Source organism: Glycomyces sambucus, from assembly GCF_900102815.1.
Classification (GTDB): Bacteria; Actinomycetota; Actinomycetes; order Mycobacteriales; family Micromonosporaceae; genus Glycomyces; species Glycomyces sambucus.
Map to the genome: position 1 here is coordinate 24,710 of NZ_FNGF01000008.1, position 18,152 is coordinate 42,861.

The window sequence follows — 18,152 nt, forward strand, 5'->3', positions numbered from 1 at the left end:
CTGGTGCAGGAACTCCTGCAGTTCCTCGAAGGCGTCTTCGGCGTCCTCAGTCTTGTGCTGTCCGACGCCGGGCCCAGGCGTACATACGCAGATCTGAGCAGAGGGCGTAGTCGCGGATGCGGGCGAGGATGGCCTCGACGTATTCAGGGGTGAGATGTGGCGGGTTCTGGGGCTGGTCCTGGGGTGTGGTCACGGTTGAGTGCTCCTGTGCGGGTTAGTCGTGGTGATGGTCGTGTGGTGGGGTCAGCGCTGTAGCGAGTCGTAGAACTCGTGGGTCAGGCTCTCGGGGTCGTCGAGGGCTTCGTTGATGTCGCCGTTTAGTTCTGTCCGCAGGTCGGGGAGGTCGGGGCCTTGGAAGGCAGGGGACTTGAGATAGCTCTTGATCTCCGCTGCTGCGGAAGTCCACCACTTCAGGGTTCCCCTGCCGCCTTTCTGCTCTTTCCGCTCGGCCAGGAGCTGGTCCCAGACTCGCAGCTCCCATGAGTTGCGGGCGGCTTCGGGTGAGATGTCACCCGAGAGTTGCTGGCGCATCCACCTGGTCAGGCGCTCTGCGGCGGTCGAGGACCGCTTCGAGGTGTCGAGGGAGAACACCCACCACACCCGCCGTCGGAGGTGAAAGACCCGCGAGACGAGGGCATCGAGTGAGTCGTCCTGGAGTTCGTCGACGACCTCACTCAAATCACGGACCATCCGTTCGACCTTGGTCACGCCGTCCTCCAGCATGTTGGCCGCCGATCCGGCGTTCATCGCGGCGGACTCGGCGTCCTCAGCGGCGGATACGGCACGGTGAGCGGTGGCCGTCAGCTCCTCCAGCGGGCCGCCGATGTTGCGTTCGATGGCCTCGGCGATCAGGTCGACCTGGGACCCCACGGCGCCGACGGCCTCGCGCAGCTCGGTGGTGGTGTGGCGGAACCGGGCGGCGAACGTGCCGGCTTCGCGGTCGAGATAGACCTGGAGCAGTTCGTCGTCGGTCATGGCTCTCGTGGACCGGCCCTGGCGTGTTTGCCGTCGTCCTTGCCCGTCATGGTGCGGCGCCATGGTGGGTCGCAGCTCGACGCGAAGGAACGGGTGCTCCTCGTCCACAGCCTCCTCCACCATGAAAAGGTCTACCGGAATCGGATAGATGCTGCTTGATACATCGAGAATCTGCGCCACCGACTTCTCGAGCCCGTTCGACAGGCCGTACACGATCCCGGAGGTCAAACCGGTCGCCCGGTCGGTCACCTCTTCCACGCCGACGAGTAGGTGGGCGACTTCGCGGGAAGGATCGAGCGCAACCCAGTTCGCCAACGCTGCCAACGTCGCGGATTTGACCGCTTTGGCTTCGCGCTTGTACTCGATCCCTGCGGACTCGCCTGCGGCGAGCAGTGCTTTCGCATCGGAGCTCGTGTGCTGATAGCGCGTGGGACGCGCGACCCCATCCATCCGTCGGTTGTAGCAGAACCGTACGACAGCACCCGAGCGTCATGCTTTGCCGCGACGTGTCGCAGCCCAATAGGCGCGAATTGCGGAGATATGTTCAGGGCCAGGAATTCCCCTCGCTCCATCCAAGAGAGATGGGGGAACCAAATGCCGAGGAAGAAGTATCGAATCCGGATCACCGGCGACCAGCGCGAGCACATCGATCCCCACCAGATCACGCAGATCCTGCTCGATCTGATGGGACCAGCGCAGGTGGAGGCCCTCACCGCTGAGGTTGAGCGTTCGGACGGCCCAGAACCTGACCCGAAGGTCTGGCGTGAGGAGGACGGCGGGCGCTGGTGACAATCAGCGCCCGCCGCAACCTTCGGGCTTCTAGACGCGGGCCGAGTACTTCTTGGCGCCGGCTTCTCGCAGGACGGTCTTCACGCTCGACAAACCAATCGAGTATCGCGTGGCGAGTTCCTTCTGCAAGGCCCCGGCGAGGTAGTCTGCGATGAGTCGTTGGCGGTCCCTGGGGGCCAGCCGTTTGCGGAGCGGACGGGGTTCGGTCCGAACAGAGGATTTGCAACCTGGACTGTGTTCCTGCCTTTTCGTGTCGGGTTTCGCATGGTTCGACAGGTCAGATCGCAACGCTTTGACCAGCGGAAACTTGTTCGAATAAGGCTCCAGTACCTCCACAAACTGACATATAGGATTTGAGGGACCATCGTGTAGATGGTCCCTATTTCTTTGCCCTTCGTGTGCGGAGCAGGGGATGCGCTGTTTGCCTCACTTGTGTCGAGTCTTCTAGGGCCGCTTCGTGATCCGCTCTATCAGGACGATGATGGCTGCGGTGGCGGTGAGGGTGGCGAGGAGGGTGAAGAGTCGGGGGTTGCCGCCGGTCCAGGTGGCGAGGTGGGCGCCGGCCCAGGGGCTGAGGGCGAGGGCGGCGGTGGCGGGTGCGGTGAGGATGCCGTGGAGGGTGCCGTAGCCGGCCGGGCCCCAGTGGTCGGTGACGATGGTGGCGTCCAGGAGGGTGAAGGCGCCGCGGGCGGCGCCCAGGACGATGACGGTGGCGAAGACGAGCCAGACCGGGCCGGCGATGAGGGCGGTGGCGAGCAGGGTGGCGGCGCCGGTGGCGAGGATGGCGATAGTGCGGGCGGTGGTGCCGGTCCTGGCGGCGAGGGGCGCGTAGGCGATGCGGCCCAGGAGCTGGCCGGCGCCGCAGAGGCCGAGGACCCAGGCGGCGGTGGTGGTGTCCATGCCGCGGCCGGTCGCCAGGGGAACGAGGTAGAGGTTCGAGGTGCCCATCGCGAAGGCGGCCAGTGCGATGGCGGCGGCGAGGGCGATGAACGTCGGCGAGGTGACGATCTGCCGCCGGTTCATGGCGGGCGCGGACCCCTTGGACGCTTTCACAGGGTGGTGCGCGGGCCAGGGCGGGTCGAGGGCGAGGGCGTGTGCCGGGACGGTGACGAGGGCGAGGATCGCGGCGAGGACGAGGTAGGTGCCGCGCCAGTCGAAAAAGCTTGCGAGGAGCGCAGTGAGGGGTGCGAAGACGGTGGAGGCGAGACCGCCGGCGAGGGTGAGGATCGTCAGTGCTCGGACCCGCTGCGGGCCGTACCAGGCGGTGATGGCGGCGAACGCGGGCTTGTAGAGGACGGCGGCCTGGGCGATGCCCGAGAGGATCCAGGCGACGGTGAACCACCACAGGTTCGGGGCGATCGCGATGCCGATGACGGCGATCACCGCGAGGACTGAGCCTGCGGTCATGACCAGGCGCGGGCCGCGCCGGTCGAGGATCGGGCCGATGACGATTCCGGCGAGGGCTGAGGCGGCGAGCCCGATCGAGAAGGCGCCCATGACGCCAGCGGTCGTCCAGCCGGTGTCGGCGGTGATGTCGGCCAGGAGTACGGGCAGGGCGTAGAAGAGGACGCCCCAGCTGGTGATCTGGGTGGCGCACAGGGCGACCAGGACCCGGCGCGGGACGGCTTTGCGGGCGTCGGTCTCGGCGGCTTCGCCGACGTGGGTGGGCATGGGGTCAGGTTTATCCGATTTCATTGCGGGAGTTCAACACCGATGCGGCCAGTGGTCGGGAGAAGCGGTCGATAACGACGCTGCGGATGCTCGCCGAAGCGAGGCGGCGCGAGTGCAGCGGCCCCGGGCATGAGCAGGAATCGGGTGTGCGGGCCGCGGCGATCAGGCACGCGGTCGTGAACTGCCCGGCCGGGTGAACAGGGAGACGCGTCGGGTCTTCGGGTGGCGGCCCGGCCGCTTCGGACTGAGCATCGCCACCGTTCGGGCAGGAGGTGCAGGTGGGCGTGCGCATGCAACCTCGGAAGCGGCCGTTTCCGTCTCAAGGCTGAGGATCCCAGCTCTGCCACACCGATCAGAAAGGATTCGTCATGCTGCGACGACGAACCACGGCCGCGCTGTGCACGGCGGCCGTCCTCTCGGGCGCGATCGCCACTTCGGGGGCGGCCGCCGAGACCGAACCACCCCACCGGCTCACCGCCAGCGCATTCGCGGCGGGGGCCGACACCGTCACTTTGCCGACAGGGGACCAGGTGCGAGTCCTGCCCGGCGGCGCCTTCGGGATCGCACCCGCCGCGGGCCGCGAGCACATCGCCTTCACGACCGTCCCGGCCGCGGACGGCGAGGGCACCATCGTCATCCCCGGCGACAGAGCCGACGAACTCACCGCTGGCGCCGAGGACGCTCGCCGCTACAACGTCACCAGGCTCGCCGCGGACGGGCACGCCGACGCCGCCGCGCTCAGCGAGGACGACCTCCGCACCTACGGCGCCCTCCCTTCGGACCCCCGCGCCGCCGAGGACCCGACTCTCACCGTCGTCGTCAGCGACCACGCGGGCGAGATCCCCGACTCGGGCTACGTCTACTGGTACGACACCGCCGATCCCGACGACAGCGGCATGCTCGAGTTCGACGAGAACGGTGTCGCCACCGCCGACCTCGAACCCGGCGACTACCTGCTCACGCATGCCGTCTGGAACCTCGGGCCCGGTGACACCTTCAGCGAGTACGTCTTCGGCATCTCCCATGTGACCATCGGGGACCGGCACACCGAACTCGTCCTCGACGGCGCCCGGGCCGGACTCGTCACCGCCGAGGTCGAGCGGTCCGACGCCGAACTGGTGTCCATGGGCGCCAACATCGTCGCCATGAAGGACGGCGGCGGCGCCGGTGTCGGCGTTTTCGGCACGTCAAGCACCGACCTGTACCTCATGCCCGAGACCGAGGTCCCCGGATACGAGCTCGGGTTCTGGTACCAGCCGACCCTCGCGAGCCCCGACGGCGCCGCCGAGCCCTACCAGTACAACCTCGCGTTCACCGAGACCGGCGGCTTCCCCCTCGACACCTCCTTCGAGACGTACGACGGCAAACTCGCGGCCGTCGCCACCGACTACACCGGCTTCGGCGTACCGGTCGAGGGCTACACCTGCGAGTACGGCGACCGCGCCGGCGGCGGCATCGGCCTTTCGATGTGCGCCGTCGTCGACACGCCCTTCCCGTCGCAGCGGCTGAACCTCTACACCGCGACTCCGGAGATCGCCTGGGACACCACGGTTCTGGGCGGCGTCTTCGATCCCGAGACCGAGGCGATGAGCGAGGGCTTCGTCGAGGAGGTCGAGGACACCGTCTTCACACCCGGGTGGACCGAACGGGCCTTCCCGCGCGGGCCGGTGATGGCCGGGCCCGGTGACGCGTACATCGCCCGGACCGACGAGGGGGCCGTCCTCGAAGCGGCCGTCCCCCTGGGCGCCAGCCTCAACGGTGAAGAGGTCGTCCTCGTCGGCTACAACGGCGACGCCGAACTCAGGCGCGACGGGCGGTTGCTCGACTCGTCCTCCGGCATCGACCCGCGCGAGGGCTTCGAACTGCGAGTCGACGGCGCCGGCCGCTACCACCTCACCGTCGCCGGCTCCCGCGAGCAGGCCAGCGGGCCCTTCGCCTTCAAGTCGTTCATCGACTGGAGCTTCGACCTCGACCCGGCCGCGCTCGAGCCGGAACAGGAGCTGGTCCTCCCCGCCGTGGCGCTCTTTGCCCCCGACGTCGCGGGAGGCATGACCCCGAACCGCGAGCAGGCGATCACCCTCCAGCTGATGGACGCCTCCGGCAGCGGCATCGGAGCGGACGCGATGGAGCTCGAGGTCTCCTACGACCTCGAAGGCACCTGGGAAGCCGTCGAACTCGACGTGGACCACACCGCCGGCACCGCCACGGCCGACCTCCACCATCCAGAGGACGCCGAGTACGTCTCGGTCCGCACCACCGCCACCGACACAGCCGGCACCGAGGTCGAACAGACGACCATCTGGTCCTACGGTCTGAGCTGACGTCCGCGCCCGGCCTCCGCCTGAGGCCGGGCGATGCCGCGTCGGTCCGCGCGGTTCGCGGTTCGCGGTTCGCGGTTCGCGGTTCGCGGTTCGCGGTTCGCGGTTCGCGGTTCGCGGTTCGCGGTTCGCGGTTCGCGGTTCGCGGTTCGCGGTTCGCGGTTCGCTACAAGCGGATCATGACCTTGAGGGCTTCGCGGACGTCCATCGCAGCGTATCCCTCGGGGGTCTGGTCGATCTCGATGGTGCGGTCGAAGACCTTGCCCGGGTTGACGCTCCCGTCGAGGACGCCCGGCAGCAGCGGCTCGATGTAGGCCCGCGCGGGCGCCGGGCCGCCGGTCAAGGTCAGGTTGCGGCCGAAGAAGCGCCAGCCGAGCTGGGCCTCGGAGTACTGCGGGACACCGACGCGGGCGATGGTGCCGCCGTCGCGGACGACGCCGAGGGCCTGGTCGTAGGCGGGCAGGTGCCCGACCGCTTCGAGGACCTTGCGCACGCCGCGCCCGCCGGCGAGGTCGCGGACCTTCGCGATGCCCTCCTCGCCCCGTTCGGCGACGACGTCGGTGGCACCGTACTCGCGGCCCAGGTCGGTGCGGGCCTGGTGACGGCCCATGAGGATGATCTGCTCGGCGCCCAGCTGCTTGGCGGCGAGGACGGCCATGAGGCCGACCGCGCCGTCGCCGATGACCGCGACCGTGTCGCCGCCGGTGACGCCGGCGGCGCGGGCGGCGTGCCAGCCGGTGCCGTACACGTCCGAGAGCGTCAGCAGCGATGCCAGGAGCGGGGAGTCCTCGGTGATCCCGGGGACGGCGACCAGGGTGCCGTCGGCGAGCGGGACGCGGACCGCTTCGGCCTGGCCGCCTTGCGTGCCCAGGTCGCCGTCGTTCCAGAACCCGCCGTGGAGGCAGGAGGTGTGCAGGCCCTCGCGGCAGAACTCGCACGTGCCGTCGGAGACCGCGAACGGGGCGATCACGAAGTCGCCCTTGCGGATCGAGGTGACCTCCGCGCCGGTGTCCTCGACGACGCCGATGAACTCGTGGCCCATCGTCTGACCATGGGTGGCGACCTTCATCGAGTGGTACGGGTGCAGGTCGGAGCCGCAGATGCACGAGCGCACGACGCGCACGATCGCGTCGGTCGGCTCCTTGAGGACGGGGTCGGGGATCTCCTCGACCCGGACGTCGCCGGCGGCGTACATGAGCGTGGCCTTCATCGTGGTGTCCTCTCGGATGGCGTCGGTCGGGGCGGGCACCGCCCTCACGGCTCCGACGCTACGGGTGTTCCGGCGGCCCCGGGAGGGTCTGCCGTTACTCCCCTGGTGCCGGCGTCGAGGGCGGCGCCGCTGCGCCGGGAGCCCGCCGGGCCGTTCAGCGTTCAGCGTTCGGCGCCGCTGCGCCGAGAGCCTGTCGGGCCGGTCAGCGTTCGGCGCCGCCCCTGGTGCTCGTGTCGTCGGCTTCGCGGTCCGCGCTGGCGGCGAGGCTGCCGAGGAGGGCGAGGCGTTCGGCGCTGGGGGTGCCGGGCGCGGCGGTGTAGGCGGTCAGGTGCAGTTCGGGGCTGGCGAGCAGGTCCATGGCCTCGTAGGCCAGTTCGAGGTCGCCGACCTCGGGGTGGTGGAGGCGCTTGACGCCGGTGCGGTGGAAGCGCACGTCGTGGGCGGCCCAGCGGACCCGGAAGTCGTCGGAGCGGGTGACGAGCTCGCCGATGTGGTCGGTGACCGTGCGGTCGTGCGGGTGCTGGCCCGCGATCGACCGCAGCGAGGCGACGTTCTGGTCGGCGATCGTCTCCCAGTCGGGCCAGAAGACGCGGGCGGCGGGGTCGAGGAACAGGAACCGGCTGGTGTTCCCGCGCCCGGCGGGGCTGTCGAGCACCGGCGCGTACAGGGCCCGGCCGAGGACGTTGGCCGCGACGATGTCCCCGGGCCGGTTCTGGACCGTGGCGGCGGCCCCGGTGACGGCGTCGACGAACCGCTGGAGCGCGGGCCGGACCACCGGCTCGGCGGGCTTGTCGCGGCGCCTGCGGGCGCCGGGCCCGGCGGCCGCGGCGAGGTCGTGGAGGTAGGCGGTCTCGGCCTCGTCGAGGTGGAGCGCGCGGGCGAGGGCGTCGAGGACTTCGGCGGACACGCCGCGCAGGTCGCCGCGCTCCATGCGCACGTAGTAGTCGACGCTCACCCCGGCGAGGAACGCGACCTCCTCGCGGCGCAGGCCGGGCACGCGGCGGCGGCCCGACCCGAAGACCCCGGCCTTGTCGGGGGTGACGCGGTCGCGCCGCGACTTGAGGAACGCGGCGGCGTCCTGGCTTCGATCCATCCCTCCACGGTACGACCGGAGTCGGCGGACAGGGAGGGACTGGTATTACCGGGATACGCGGATGCGGCCTCTTTCAGGAGGTCGGGAGGGCAGCGGGGAGGGGAGGTCGGGAGGGCGGCGGGGAGGGTGGTCGGGAGCGGGCGGGACGGATCAGGGTTCGGTCGCGTGGGCCTAGTGGTGCTGACGCCGTCGCCCAGGGCGGACGCCCGAGCACGCCGGTCGGCGCGGGCGTTCCGTCGACCCGAGCGGCGCGGGAGGGGCGGAAAGGCCGGGTGGTCGCCGACCCGGGCGGGGCGGACGACTCGCCGGTCCAGGCGGCTCGGGCGGCGGCAGCGGTCCGCCGGTCTATGCAGCTTGGGCGATACGGGCACTACCGTCCGCGACCAGGGCGAACGTCCGAGCGCTGACCCGGTCGGTCCGGGCGGCGCCGGCGGTCCACCCGGCTACGTCAGCTCCTCCAGGTGGAGGAACGTGGTGTCGCCGTCCTTGTACTTGTCCTTGACCTTGAAGAGGGAGCCCTGGTCGAACAGGACCTCGCGCTGGTGGGCGGCGCTCGACTGGCCCATGATGTCGCGGCCGTTCCTGCCGTCGACGGTGATCATGACGCCGTCCTTGCGCTCGCCGCCGAAGGCGCCGGTGGCGATCGCCTTGAAACGCTCGGCGGTCCGCCGGTCGGTGGACGAGCTCATGAACGCGGGGTCGGAGTAGATGCCGTCCTTCTTGACCTTGTCGAGCCATTCGCCGCCCGGGGCGCCGCGGTAGGTGGTGCCGGGCCGCTTGGGGAGCTCGTCGAGCCGCTTGGAGACGTCCCCGGCGAGTTCGTTGAAGCGCTTGCGGTCCTCCTCGCTGTAGTCCTTCTTGTTCAGGGTCCGCAGGTACCGGTTGAGCGCGTCGCTGTCGTCGGAGTAGGTGGTGAGCGGGTCCTTCTTCGGGCCCTGGACGGGGCCGTCGGGATCGGGGTCCTTGCTGCCGCCGGCCTCCGGGCCCCTGCTGCGGTCCTTGGGGGACGCGGGGCGCCAGACGTTCAGGTCGTCGAGGGGTTTGGTGAGGATCTTCGCGGCCCCGTCTGTCGACGAGCTCCGGCTCCTGGGCGGCATGGGCGTTCCCGTCGTTCAGCGCGTTCGGATCGTTTCGACGGTACATGAGAACGCTCCCGCGCGCGGTCCAGGACATGCGGCGCCGCAACGGATCACGTCCCTAAGGGGCGGTGCCGGGGGTCGTCGGCGGGCGTCGGGTGCAGGGGCGGCGGGCCGGTGACGGCGGCCTCGGGGCGCAGCTCGTAGTGCCAGGGCTCGTTGCCGTAGATCCGGCACAGGCCGTAGGCGGCGCCGCGGGCGTCGAGCCACGCCTGGGCGGCGGCGGGGCCGAGGTCGACGGCCGCGCCGTTGACGTGCGGGGACGTCTCGGGGGTGGAGACCCAGCGGGCGGCGGCCTCCTCGGAGCCGTACCGGGCGACGGCCTCGCGGCGGAGCCGGCGCTGGTAGTCGGGGGTGCGCCAGCCGCTGTTGACGGTGAACGCGACCCTGTCAGCGGCGGCGTCGGCCGCCGCCCGGCGGAGGGCGTCGAGCAGGGCCGGATCGAGGTTGGCGACGCCGGGCACGTCGTCGTCGAAGACGCTGGTGCCGTACGGGATCGCGCCGTCCTCGATACCGAGGCCGCCGCGGTCGCGGATGCGCAGGAGGCGGTAGCCGAGGGCCTTCGCGAGCGGGGAGAGGACGGGGAGGATCGCGGCGGCGGCCCGCCTGCGAAGGCGGGTGCGCGGCGGCGCGTCGGTTCGGGTCATGGCTCCAGTGAAGGAGGAGCGCTGTTGTGGGCCCGTATGCGGATTTCGATATGCGGGCGATATGCCCGGACTCGTAGCATTGGGGCCATGCGTGTACTGGTCGTCGAGGACGAGCCCTTCATGGCGGAGGCCATCCGGGACGGGCTCCGGTTGGAGGCCATCGCCGCCGACGTGGCCGGCGACGGCGACACCGCCCTGGAGCTGCTGAGCGTCAACGCCTACGACATCGCGGTGCTCGACCGCGACATCCCCGGGCCGAGCGGCGACGAGGTCGCCGAGAGCATCGTGGCCTCCGGCAGCGGCATCCCGATCCTGATGCTGACGGCCGCGGACCGGCTCGACGACAAGGCGAGCGGGTTCGGGATCGGCGCCGACGACTACCTGACGAAGCCGTTCGAGCTGCGCGAGCTGGTGCTCCGGCTGCGGGCGCTCGACCGCAGGCGGGCGCACAGCCGGCCGCCGGTGCGGGAGATCGCGGGGCTGCGGCTCGACCCGTTCCGGCGGGAGGTGTTCCGGGACGGCAGGTACGTCGCGTTGACGCGCAAGCAGTTCGCGGTCCTGGAGGTGCTGGTCGCGGCCGAGGGCGGGGTGGTCTCGGCGGAGGACCTGCTGGAGCGGGCGTGGGACGAGCACGCCGACCCGTTCACCAACGCCGTCCGGATCACGGTCTCGGCGCTGCGCAAGCGGCTCGGCGAGCCGTGGCTCATCGCCACGGTGCCGGGCGTGGGCTACCGGATCGAGAGCGGCGGCGCGGACCTTGCCTAGGGCCGAGGGGATGAGCGTCCGGCTCAAGCTGACGCTGAGCTACACGGGGTTCCTGCTGGTCGCCGGGCTGCTGCTGCTCGGGGTCGTGTGGATGTTCCTGCTCAGGTACGTTCCGGCCGAGGCGGTCTCGGTGCGCGGTGAGCTGCACGACGGGATGCGCGGGCCGGGGCTGTTCATCCCGGGCCGGTACGACCTGTGGCGGGCGTTCGCGCCGAAGGCGGCCGTGCTCGCGGTGTTCCTGCTGGTACTGGGCCTGGTCGGCGGGTGGTTCCTCGCGGGCCGGATGCTCGCGCCGGTCGCACGGATCACCGAGGCGACGCGGATGGCCGCCGACGGGTCGCTCTCGCACCGCGTCAACCTGCCGGGGCGCCGCGACGAGTACCGGGAGCTGGCCGACGCGTTCGACACCATGCTCGCGCGGCTCGAAGCGCACGTCGCCGAGCAGCAGCGGTTCGCCGCCAACGCCTCGCACGAGCTGCGGACGCCGCTGGCGATCACGCAGACGATGCTGGAGGTGGCGCGGAACGACCCCGGGCAGGAGGTCGGGGAGCTGGTCGAGCGGCTCTCCATCATGAACACGCGGGCGATCGACCTCACCGAGGCGCTGCTGCTGCTCAGCCGCGCCGACCGGCGGTCGTTCACGCGCGACCCGGTCGACCTGTCGCTGGTCGCGGAGGAGGCCGCCGAGACGCTGCTGCCGCTCGCGGAGGCGCGCGGGACCGCGGTGCGGACCTCGGGGGACGTGGCGCCGGTCGTCGGCTCGCACGCACTGCTGCTCCAGATGGCGGTGAACCTGATGCACAACGCGATCGTCCACAACCTGCCCGACGACGGGACCGTGGAGGTTTCCACCGCCGTCGGGCCGCAGTCGGTGCGGTTCAGCGTGGAGAACACCGGTCCGGTGCTCGCGCCGCACCTGGTCGCGACGCTCACCGAGCCGTTCCAGCGCGGGACGCGGCGGGTGCGCTCCGACCACGCGGGGGTGGGCCTCGGGCTCGCGATCGTGCAGAGCATCGTCCTCGCGCACGACGGCACGCTGGCGCTGGAGGCGCGGGAGGGCGGGGGCCTGCGGGTCACCGTCGAGCTGCCCCGGCAGGACCACTGAGGCCGGGAGTGCCGGGTCCGGGGGCGTCGAGATCGCGCAGGAACCGCGACGACCGTCCGTTCTGGACGGTGTACCCGCGGGCCTCGTAGAACGCGTGGGCGTCCGCCCGCCGGTCGTTGCTCGTGACCTCCATGCGCTCGCAGCCGCGAGCGGCCGCGAACGACTCGGCGGCGGCCACGAGCCTCGCGCCGACGCCTTGGCCGCGTGCGGTCTCGGCCACGACCAGGGCGACGATCCGGCCCCAGGCGCCGGGCCGCTCGAAGTACGGGCAGACGTGGACCGCGATCACGCCGAGGACCCCGTCCTCCGACTCGGGGGCGAACGCCGCGCTGGACGGGTCCGCGTGCCACGCTTCGAGTCTCGCCGCGACGCCCTCGTGCTGCGGGTAGCCGAGCTGGCCGAGGAGGACCGCCACGGCGTCGGCGTCCGCGGTGCGCACCGGTCTGATCAGCACAATCCCTCCTCAGTGGACCTTGACGGATCTGCCTCGGCAACGGGGAAGTCGAAGTACGTGTCCGGGTACGGCTCGTCTTCGAGCGTGTAGTGCCACCACTCCCACGGGTAGGCGCGGAACCCGCAGTCCTCCATGAGGGTCCGCAGGAGCCGGCGGTTGGCCGCGGCGACGGCCGGGACGCCCGCGGCGCCGTGGTGGGAGACGGGGTCCATGAGGTCGTAGCCGCCGCCCATCTCCGCGAGCGCGCCGGTGTCGAGGTGCGCGAGCGTGAGGTCGACGGTGCCGCCGCGGCTGTGGCCGGAGTTCGCGGCGATGTAGCCGAGTTCGACCATCGCGGACCGGTCGATGTTCGGGTAGTGGCGGGCCTTCGTCAGGCCGTCCTCGGGGAGCGCGGTCCAGGCGAGGAAGCGGTCGACGGCGCGCTGCGGGCGGTAGGCGTCCCACAGGTGCAGGCCGAAGCCGAGGGCGCGGGCCTTCTCCTGGGCGGCCTCGAGCGCGGTGCACAGGGCGCGGGTGCCGGCGACGCGGGCGGCCAGGTAGCCGTCGACGGGGGCGCCGGTGAAGTTGTCGGCGGTGGCGTACTTGGCGTCCCAGGTCACGCCCGGCACGTGGTCGTCAATGAACACGAAGTCGTCGTTCAACGGTCCTTCCCCAGGGCGAGCGAGATCATCCGGTCGAGCACGTCGGCGAGCGGGAGTCCCGCGGCCGCCATCATTCTCGGGTAGCGACTGTACGACGTCATGCCGGGCATCGTGTTGACCTCGTTGAGGACCGCGCGGCCGTCGTCGGTGAGGAACATGTCGACGCGGGCGAGGCCGCCACAGCCGAGCGCCCGGTAGACGGCTTTCGCGGTGTCCCGGACGAGGTCGCGGGCGGCGTCGGGGATGTCGGCGGGGACGATCGGGGTCGAGTTCTCGGAGCCGGTCTCGGGGGCGTCCTCCTGGTGAATGCGGAAGAAGCCGTGGGAGAGGGCGATCCGGTCGCACTCGCCGGTGACCAGGTCGGCGCCGTCGCCGAGGACGGCGCAGCCGATCTCGCTGCCGTGCACGGCCTCCTCGATGAGGACCTTCGCGTCGTAGCGGCGGGCGGTCGCGACGGCCTCGGCGAGCTCGTCCTCCGCGTGGACTTTGGTGACGCCGAAGGAGGATCCGGAGCGGGCGGGCTTCACGAAGACCGGGTAGGGGAGGGCGCCGGGGTCGACGTCGCCTTCGCCGCGGACGGTCCAGAACCGCGGCGTCGCGATCCCGGCGGCCCTGGCGACGGTGTACGCGAGGGACTTGTCCATGCAGAGCGCGGAACTCTGGATGTCACAGCCCGCGTAGGGGATGCCGGAGAGTTCGAGGAGGCCCTGAATCGCGCCGTCCTCGCCGTGCCTGCCGTGCAGGACGGGCAGGACCGCGTCGATGCGGACCGACTCGTACTTGCCGTCGTCGAGGACGAGCAGGCCGGGGGCGGCGCGGTCGGGGGAGAGCACGGCGGGCCGGTGGTCGCCGTCCTCCCAGCCGGGCGCGGGGGCGTCGCAGAGGCGCCAGGCGCCGGCCTTCGTGATGCCGATGTAGCAGGGGCGGTACCGGTCCGGGTCGAGGTGGGCGGCGACCTCTCGCGCGGACTTGACGGAGACCGGGTGCTCCTCGGAGGTCCCTCCGAAGAGGACGGCGATGTGCAGCTTATCCATGGCGGTTCCCGCTTTCGAATCCAAGGCAGTTGGCGATCGACTGCTCGACGGTGTCGCGCAGCGCGTGGTCGGTGTAGTAGGCGGTGTGGGGGCTGATGATGACGTTCGGGAGCTCCTGGAGGCGCAGGAGCGGCTTGCTCCCGACCGGGTCGCCGCGGCGGTCGGCGTAGAACACGCCCTCCTCGCCCTCGACCACGTCGAGGGCCGCGCCGCCGAGCCGGCCGCCTTCGAGGGCCCGGACCAGGGCCTCGGTGTCGAGGAGCGGGCCGCGGCCGGTGTTGACGACGACCGCGCCGGGCTTCATGCGCTCGATGCGGTGGCGGTCGAGGAGGTGGTGGGTGCCGGCGTTGAGCGGGGTGTGGAGGGTGACGATGTCGCTGCGGCGCAACAGGTCGTCGAGGGCGACGTACTCGGCGTCGGTCTTGGGCCGGTTGTCGTGGGCGAGGACGCGGCAACCGAAACCGCGGAGCCGGTCGACGACCGCGGCGCCGATGCGGCCGGTGCCGACGACGCCGACGGTGAGGTCGCGCAGCTCGCGGCCGCGGGTCTCGTGGAGGCGGTAGTCGTGGACCTCGGCGCGCAGGACGACCGGTTTCGCGTGCCGGATCGCCATGAGCATGAGCATGATCGTGTAGTCGGCGACCGAGTCGGGCGAGTAGGCGACGTTGCCGACGGTGATGCCGACGCTCTCGGCGTACTTGACGTTGACGTGGTTGAAGCCGATGCTCCGCGTGGACACGTACCGGACCCCGGCGCGGCGCAGCGCGAGGAGCGTCGCGCTGGTGACCCGGGTCTTGTGGCCGATGCTGATGCACCGGTTGCCTTGCGCCAGTTCGATGTTCGCTTCGGAGACGGGCGCCGCGGCGATGGTCGGCACGGCGCCGAGGCGGGGCGCGAGTTCTCGGAAGAGCTCGGCCTCGTCCGCCCCGCACCCGTACACCGTGATGCCGGTCGGCGGGCCGCCCGGTTCGCTGTCAGTCATGCGCCCCAGTGAAGGCGCCGCGGTGTTGTGAGGGCGTATGGGCTTTTCGATATGCGGGCGATAGGTCGCGCGGCTCGACGCCGGGTCCGGCTGCGAGCCGGATCGGGCCGGGGCTCGGCGGAGTGGTCAGACCGTGGTCGGACCCCGGTCAAGCCACGGGCCCGGCCGGGACGGGTTCGGGTTCGGGTTCGGGTTCGGGTTCGGGTTCGGGTTCGGCAGCGACCGTGAACATATCGCCCGCGTATGGGGATCCGCATACGCTCTCGCAACCAGGCGCGGTCTGGACTGGCCGCATGATGTTCCACAGAGCCGGCGGGCGTTCCGGGGTCCGCCGATGATCCCGATGAGTCTGGACGAGATCGCCGCGATCACCGGCGGCACGGTCAACACCAGCGGCCCGGCGAAGGCCGACGGCACAATTCGCGTGACCGCTCCGGCCGTGCTCGACGGCCGCGAGTCCGCGCCGGGCGGCCTGTTCGTCGCCTTCAAGGGCGAGCGGGTCGACGGCCACGACTACGCAGAGCAGGCCGGGCGCGCGGGCGCGGTGGCGGTGCTCGGCTCGCGGGCGACCGCGTTGCCAACTGTGGTCACGGCCGATGCGCAGGCCGCGTTGCAGGCGCTCGCGGCGGAGGTGGTCGCGCGGCTGCGCGGCGGGCTCACCGCGGTCGCCGTGACCGGCTCGCAGGGGAAGACGAGCACGAAGGACCTGCTCGGAGCGGTCCTGTCGAGCGCTGGCCCGACCGTGGCGGCGATCGGGTCGGCCAACAACGAGCTCGGAGTACCCATCACCCTGCTCCGGGCCGACGCGGACACGCGGTTCCTCGCCCTTGAGATGGGCGCGAGGCGCATCGGCGACATCGCGGCGCTCACGGAACTGGTCGCGCCGGACGTGGCGGTGGTGCTCAATGTCGGCCAGGCCCATCTGACGTACTTCGGCTCGCGGGCGGGCATCGCGAAGGCAAAGGGGGAGTTGGTGAGGGGCCTGGCGCCGGGCGGGACGGCGGTCCTCAACGCCGACGACCCGGCGGTGTCCGCGATGCGCGCGCTCACGGACGGGCCGGTACTCACCTTCGGCACGGCGACAGAGGCCGACGTGCGGGTGGCTGACCTGGTGCTGGACCGCCTCGGACGCCCGACCTTCACGCTGCGGGCCCACGGGGCTTCGGCCCGAGTGGCGCTGCCGCTGGTCGGCGCCCACCAAGCGCACAACGCCTCGGCGGCTGCGGCGGCGGGCCTCGCGGTCGGGATCCCATTGGACACGAGCGCGGCAGCGCTCGCGGGGGCTTCGTTGTCGAAGTGGCGCATGGAGCTCTGCGAGCTGCCCGGTGGTGCGGTGCTCCTCAACGACTCCTACAACGCCAACCCCGACTCGGCCCGCGCCGCGTTGGACGCGCTGGCCGCAGTCGAGGGCGCGCGGCGCATCGCCGTCCTGGGCGGGATGCTCGAACTCGGCGAGGAAAGCGATCCCGAGCACCGGGCCATCGGGGAGTACGCGGCGGCCCGGGCCGACCTGGTCGTGGCGGTCGGCGAGGCCGCAGCGCCGGCGGCCGAGGGGGCGGGCGAGCGCGGCATCGCGCTGGCGGACAACGGCGCGGCCATCGACTGGCTGCGGGGACGGATCACGGCGGGCGATGTCGTGCTCGTCAAGGCGTCGAGAGCGGACCGCCTCGACGAGGTCGCCGATGCGCTGGGGCGACAGGGCGGGTGAGCAGATCGCCGACTGCTGTCGGTGGTGTTGTTTATGGTGCGGGCGCATCGGCTGGGTGCCGATGCGCCCGCGCTTTCTTCATCCACCTCGCGAGGTGTGTCTGGCAGGAGCCGCGCGGGAGTGCACTCCCGCGCGGTCTTCGGGGGCGGCCCCCGGGGAATCCCACATTCACCGCCAGTCCTGCCAGACCGACTCCACCTCCCTCCTCCTCCAACCACCACCAGGAGAAAGGTGTTTTTGCTACCAACAATCACAGGTCGGGGCCCTGCTGTACAGGATTGATTTCCTGCCTGTGGATAACTTCTGTCCGGGCTGGTGGGAAAGGTTTTGGGGTGGGTGGGCCTACTAAGGCGGGGAGGGTGGGGCGGTTCTATGGGTTGCTGCAGTTGCGGCGGGGGCGACTGGGCGGTGGGCGGTCGGGCTGTTGGGTGGTTGGCTGTCGGCCGCTGGGTGGTGGGCGGTCGGGCCGGGCCGATTGGCAGTGGGCGGGCCGCTGGGCAGTGGGCGGGCCGCTGGGCAGTGGGCGGAATGATTGTTTGCCGGAGCGACCGGGTGGTTTTGGGGGCGAGATCGGTTCTTGTTGCTCAGCGGGGCTTGGGGGTTCGGGCGGCGAGGAGGGCTGCGAAGCCGTCGAGGTGGCGGGCGAGGGTGTATTCGAAGAGGGCCTCCATGTCGGTGAAGGCGTCTTCAGGGGTGGCGGCGAGGTGGGGGAAGTCGTGGCCGGTGAGGAGGTCGGCGGTCTGGTCGCGCTGGGTGCGGTGCCAGTGGGCGAGGCTGACGCCGGTCTCCTGCTCGGCCTCGTTCTCGGCGGCGACCGCGAGTGCGGCGGTGTTGACGATCGCGTGGAGCGACAGGGCCTCTCGCGCGCAGGTGCGCGGTGAGAGGCCGAGCCCGTCGAGGGCCCGGAGGGTCCATTCGGTGTAGGCGGCGAGGCCGGGCACGAGGAGCGGGCGGGTGAAGGAGATCGCGCGCGCGGCCCAGAGGTGGCGGCGGTAGAGGTCCCACTGGAGGCGGGCGACCCGTTCGAGGTCGGTGCGCCAATCGCCGGAGACGTCGGCGGGGAGGTCGTCGGGGCTCGCGATCGCCTGGACCATCTCCAGGAGCAGGTCCTCCTTGGTGGCGACGTGCCGGTAGAGGGACATCGGGCCGACGCCGAGTTCGGAGGCGACCCGGCGCATCGTGACCGATTGCAGCCCTTCGCGGTCGGCGATGCCGACGGCCGTGTGGCGGATCGCCGCGAGGTTGAGGGCGGGCGGGAGGAGGCCGCGGCGGGGAGCGCGGGGTGCGGGTTCGATGGTGCGGGGGGCGGCTCGGCGGGCCGGGGTGTCGGCGACGACGGTGCCCGAGCCGACCCGGGTGACGACCAGCCCTTCGTCGCGGAGGACCGCCATGACGCGGTTCGCGGTGGCGATCGCGACGCCCCAGCGTGCCGAGATCTGCCGGACCGAGGGCACGCGGTCGCCCGGTCGCAGGTCCCCCGCGGCGATGCCCGCTCGCAGTTCGGCGGCGATCTGCCGGTACGGCGGTTCGGCGGGGACTTGCGCGGTCATGTCGGCCTCCGGTTCGGGAGCGGGAAGGGGACGCGAGACCGCGGAGCCGGAGCCGGAGCCGGAGCCGGAGCCGG

The 18,152-nt window shown here is 71.4% G+C and carries 16 protein-coding genes; 5 read left to right on the forward strand and 11 right to left on the reverse strand.

Annotation, left to right across the window (positions count from 1 at the left end; all coding sequences use genetic code 11):
* Positions 1-243 precede the first annotated feature (243 nt).
* Positions 244-1,425 (reverse strand): AlbA family DNA-binding domain-containing protein, encoded by a 1,182-nt coding sequence (locus BLS99_RS21960; RefSeq protein ID WP_091053879.1) that lies wholly within the window; start codon positions 1,423-1,425, stop codon positions 244-246.
* A 144-nt stretch (positions 1,426-1,569) separates the two neighbouring features.
* On the opposite strand from BLS99_RS21960, the gene BLS99_RS21965 reads away from it, so the two are divergent.
* Entirely contained in the window at positions 1,570-1,764 is a 195-nt protein-coding gene (locus BLS99_RS21965) for a hypothetical protein (protein ID WP_091053880.1), read from the forward strand.
* A 444-nt stretch (positions 1,765-2,208) separates the two neighbouring features.
* Here BLS99_RS21965 and BLS99_RS21970 read toward each other — a convergent pair whose 3' ends face one another.
* A complete protein-coding gene (locus BLS99_RS21970) occupies positions 2,209-3,435 on the reverse strand; it encodes an MFS transporter (protein ID WP_091053881.1) in 1,227 nt (408 codons plus the stop codon).
* A 368-nt stretch (positions 3,436-3,803) separates the two neighbouring features.
* Between BLS99_RS21970 and BLS99_RS21975 the strand changes: the two genes are divergently transcribed.
* Positions 3,804-5,756 (forward strand): hypothetical protein, encoded by a 1,953-nt coding sequence (locus tag BLS99_RS21975; protein WP_091053882.1) that lies wholly within the window; start codon positions 3,804-3,806, stop codon positions 5,754-5,756.
* A gap of 163 nt (positions 5,757-5,919) precedes the next feature.
* On the opposite strand, the gene BLS99_RS21980 is transcribed toward BLS99_RS21975, so the two are convergent.
* The 4 genes from BLS99_RS21980 to BLS99_RS21995 form a co-directional block, all read right to left on the reverse strand.
* Entirely contained in the window at positions 5,920-6,963 is a 1,044-nt protein-coding gene (locus tag BLS99_RS21980; RefSeq protein WP_091054085.1) for a zinc-dependent alcohol dehydrogenase family protein, read from the reverse strand.
* A gap of 202 nt (positions 6,964-7,165) precedes the next feature.
* Positions 7,166-8,056 (reverse strand): helix-turn-helix domain-containing protein, encoded by an 891-nt coding sequence (locus BLS99_RS21985; RefSeq protein WP_091053883.1) that lies wholly within the window; start codon positions 8,054-8,056, stop codon positions 7,166-7,168.
* 443 nt (positions 8,057-8,499) lie between these two features.
* Positions 8,500-9,153 (reverse strand): ADP-ribosyltransferase, encoded by a 654-nt coding sequence (locus BLS99_RS21990; protein ID WP_091053884.1) that lies wholly within the window; start codon positions 9,151-9,153, stop codon positions 8,500-8,502.
* Positions 9,154-9,245: 92 nt separating this feature from the next.
* Entirely contained in the window at positions 9,246-9,839 is a 594-nt protein-coding gene (locus BLS99_RS21995) for a M15 family metallopeptidase (protein ID WP_091053885.1), read from the reverse strand.
* Between the two features lie 87 nt (positions 9,840-9,926).
* Here BLS99_RS21995 and BLS99_RS22000 point away from each other — a divergent pair, with 87 nt between their 5' ends.
* Together BLS99_RS22000 and BLS99_RS22005 are read left to right on the forward strand one after the other, a co-directional pair.
* A complete protein-coding gene (locus BLS99_RS22000) occupies positions 9,927-10,604 on the forward strand; it encodes a response regulator transcription factor (RefSeq protein WP_091053886.1) in 678 nt (225 codons plus the stop codon).
* Between the two features lie 10 nt (positions 10,605-10,614).
* Positions 10,615-11,709 (forward strand): sensor histidine kinase, encoded by a 1,095-nt coding sequence (locus tag BLS99_RS22005; protein ID WP_281243626.1) that lies wholly within the window; start codon positions 10,615-10,617, stop codon positions 11,707-11,709.
* Here BLS99_RS22005 and BLS99_RS22010 read toward each other — a convergent pair.
* From BLS99_RS22010 to BLS99_RS22025, 4 genes are read right to left on the reverse strand one after another with little or no spacing between them, the layout of a single operon-like run.
* Entirely contained in the window at positions 11,678-12,163 is a 486-nt protein-coding gene (locus BLS99_RS22010) for a GNAT family N-acetyltransferase (protein WP_091053888.1), read from the reverse strand. The two genes, BLS99_RS22005 and BLS99_RS22010, sit on opposite strands and share 32 nt — an antisense overlap.
* Positions 12,157-12,804 carry a D-Ala-D-Ala dipeptidase VanX gene (vanX, locus tag BLS99_RS22015; RefSeq protein ID WP_091053889.1) on the reverse strand — a complete coding sequence of 216 codons (648 nt, stop codon included), beginning with the start codon at positions 12,802-12,804 and terminating at the stop codon, positions 12,157-12,159. Before vanX ends, BLS99_RS22010 begins: the two co-directional genes overlap by 7 nt.
* Entirely contained in the window at positions 12,801-13,838 is a 1,038-nt protein-coding gene (gene vanA, locus BLS99_RS22020; protein WP_091053890.1) for a D-alanine--(R)-lactate ligase, read from the reverse strand. Before vanA ends, vanX begins: the two co-directional genes overlap by 4 nt.
* The gene (locus tag BLS99_RS22025) at positions 13,831-14,820 is read right to left on the reverse strand and encodes a D-isomer specific 2-hydroxyacid dehydrogenase family protein (protein ID WP_176953479.1); all 990 of its coding nucleotides are present in this window, start codon (positions 14,818-14,820) and stop codon (positions 13,831-13,833) included. The genes vanA and BLS99_RS22025 overlap by 8 nt, the downstream gene beginning before the upstream one ends.
* A 334-nt stretch (positions 14,821-15,154) precedes the next feature.
* On the opposite strand from BLS99_RS22025, the gene BLS99_RS22030 reads away from it, so the two are divergent.
* Complete coding sequence (locus BLS99_RS22030) at positions 15,155-16,528, forward strand: UDP-N-acetylmuramoyl-tripeptide--D-alanyl-D-alanine ligase (protein WP_091053891.1); 1,374 nt, start codon at positions 15,155-15,157, stop codon at positions 16,526-16,528.
* Positions 16,529-17,112: 584 nt separating this feature from the next.
* On the opposite strand, the gene BLS99_RS22035 is transcribed toward BLS99_RS22030, so the two are convergent.
* Positions 17,113-18,152, reverse strand: a 1,040-nt coding sequence (locus BLS99_RS22035) for a TetR/AcrR family transcriptional regulator C-terminal domain-containing protein (RefSeq protein WP_218126787.1), incomplete at its 5' end; no start/stop codon positions are given.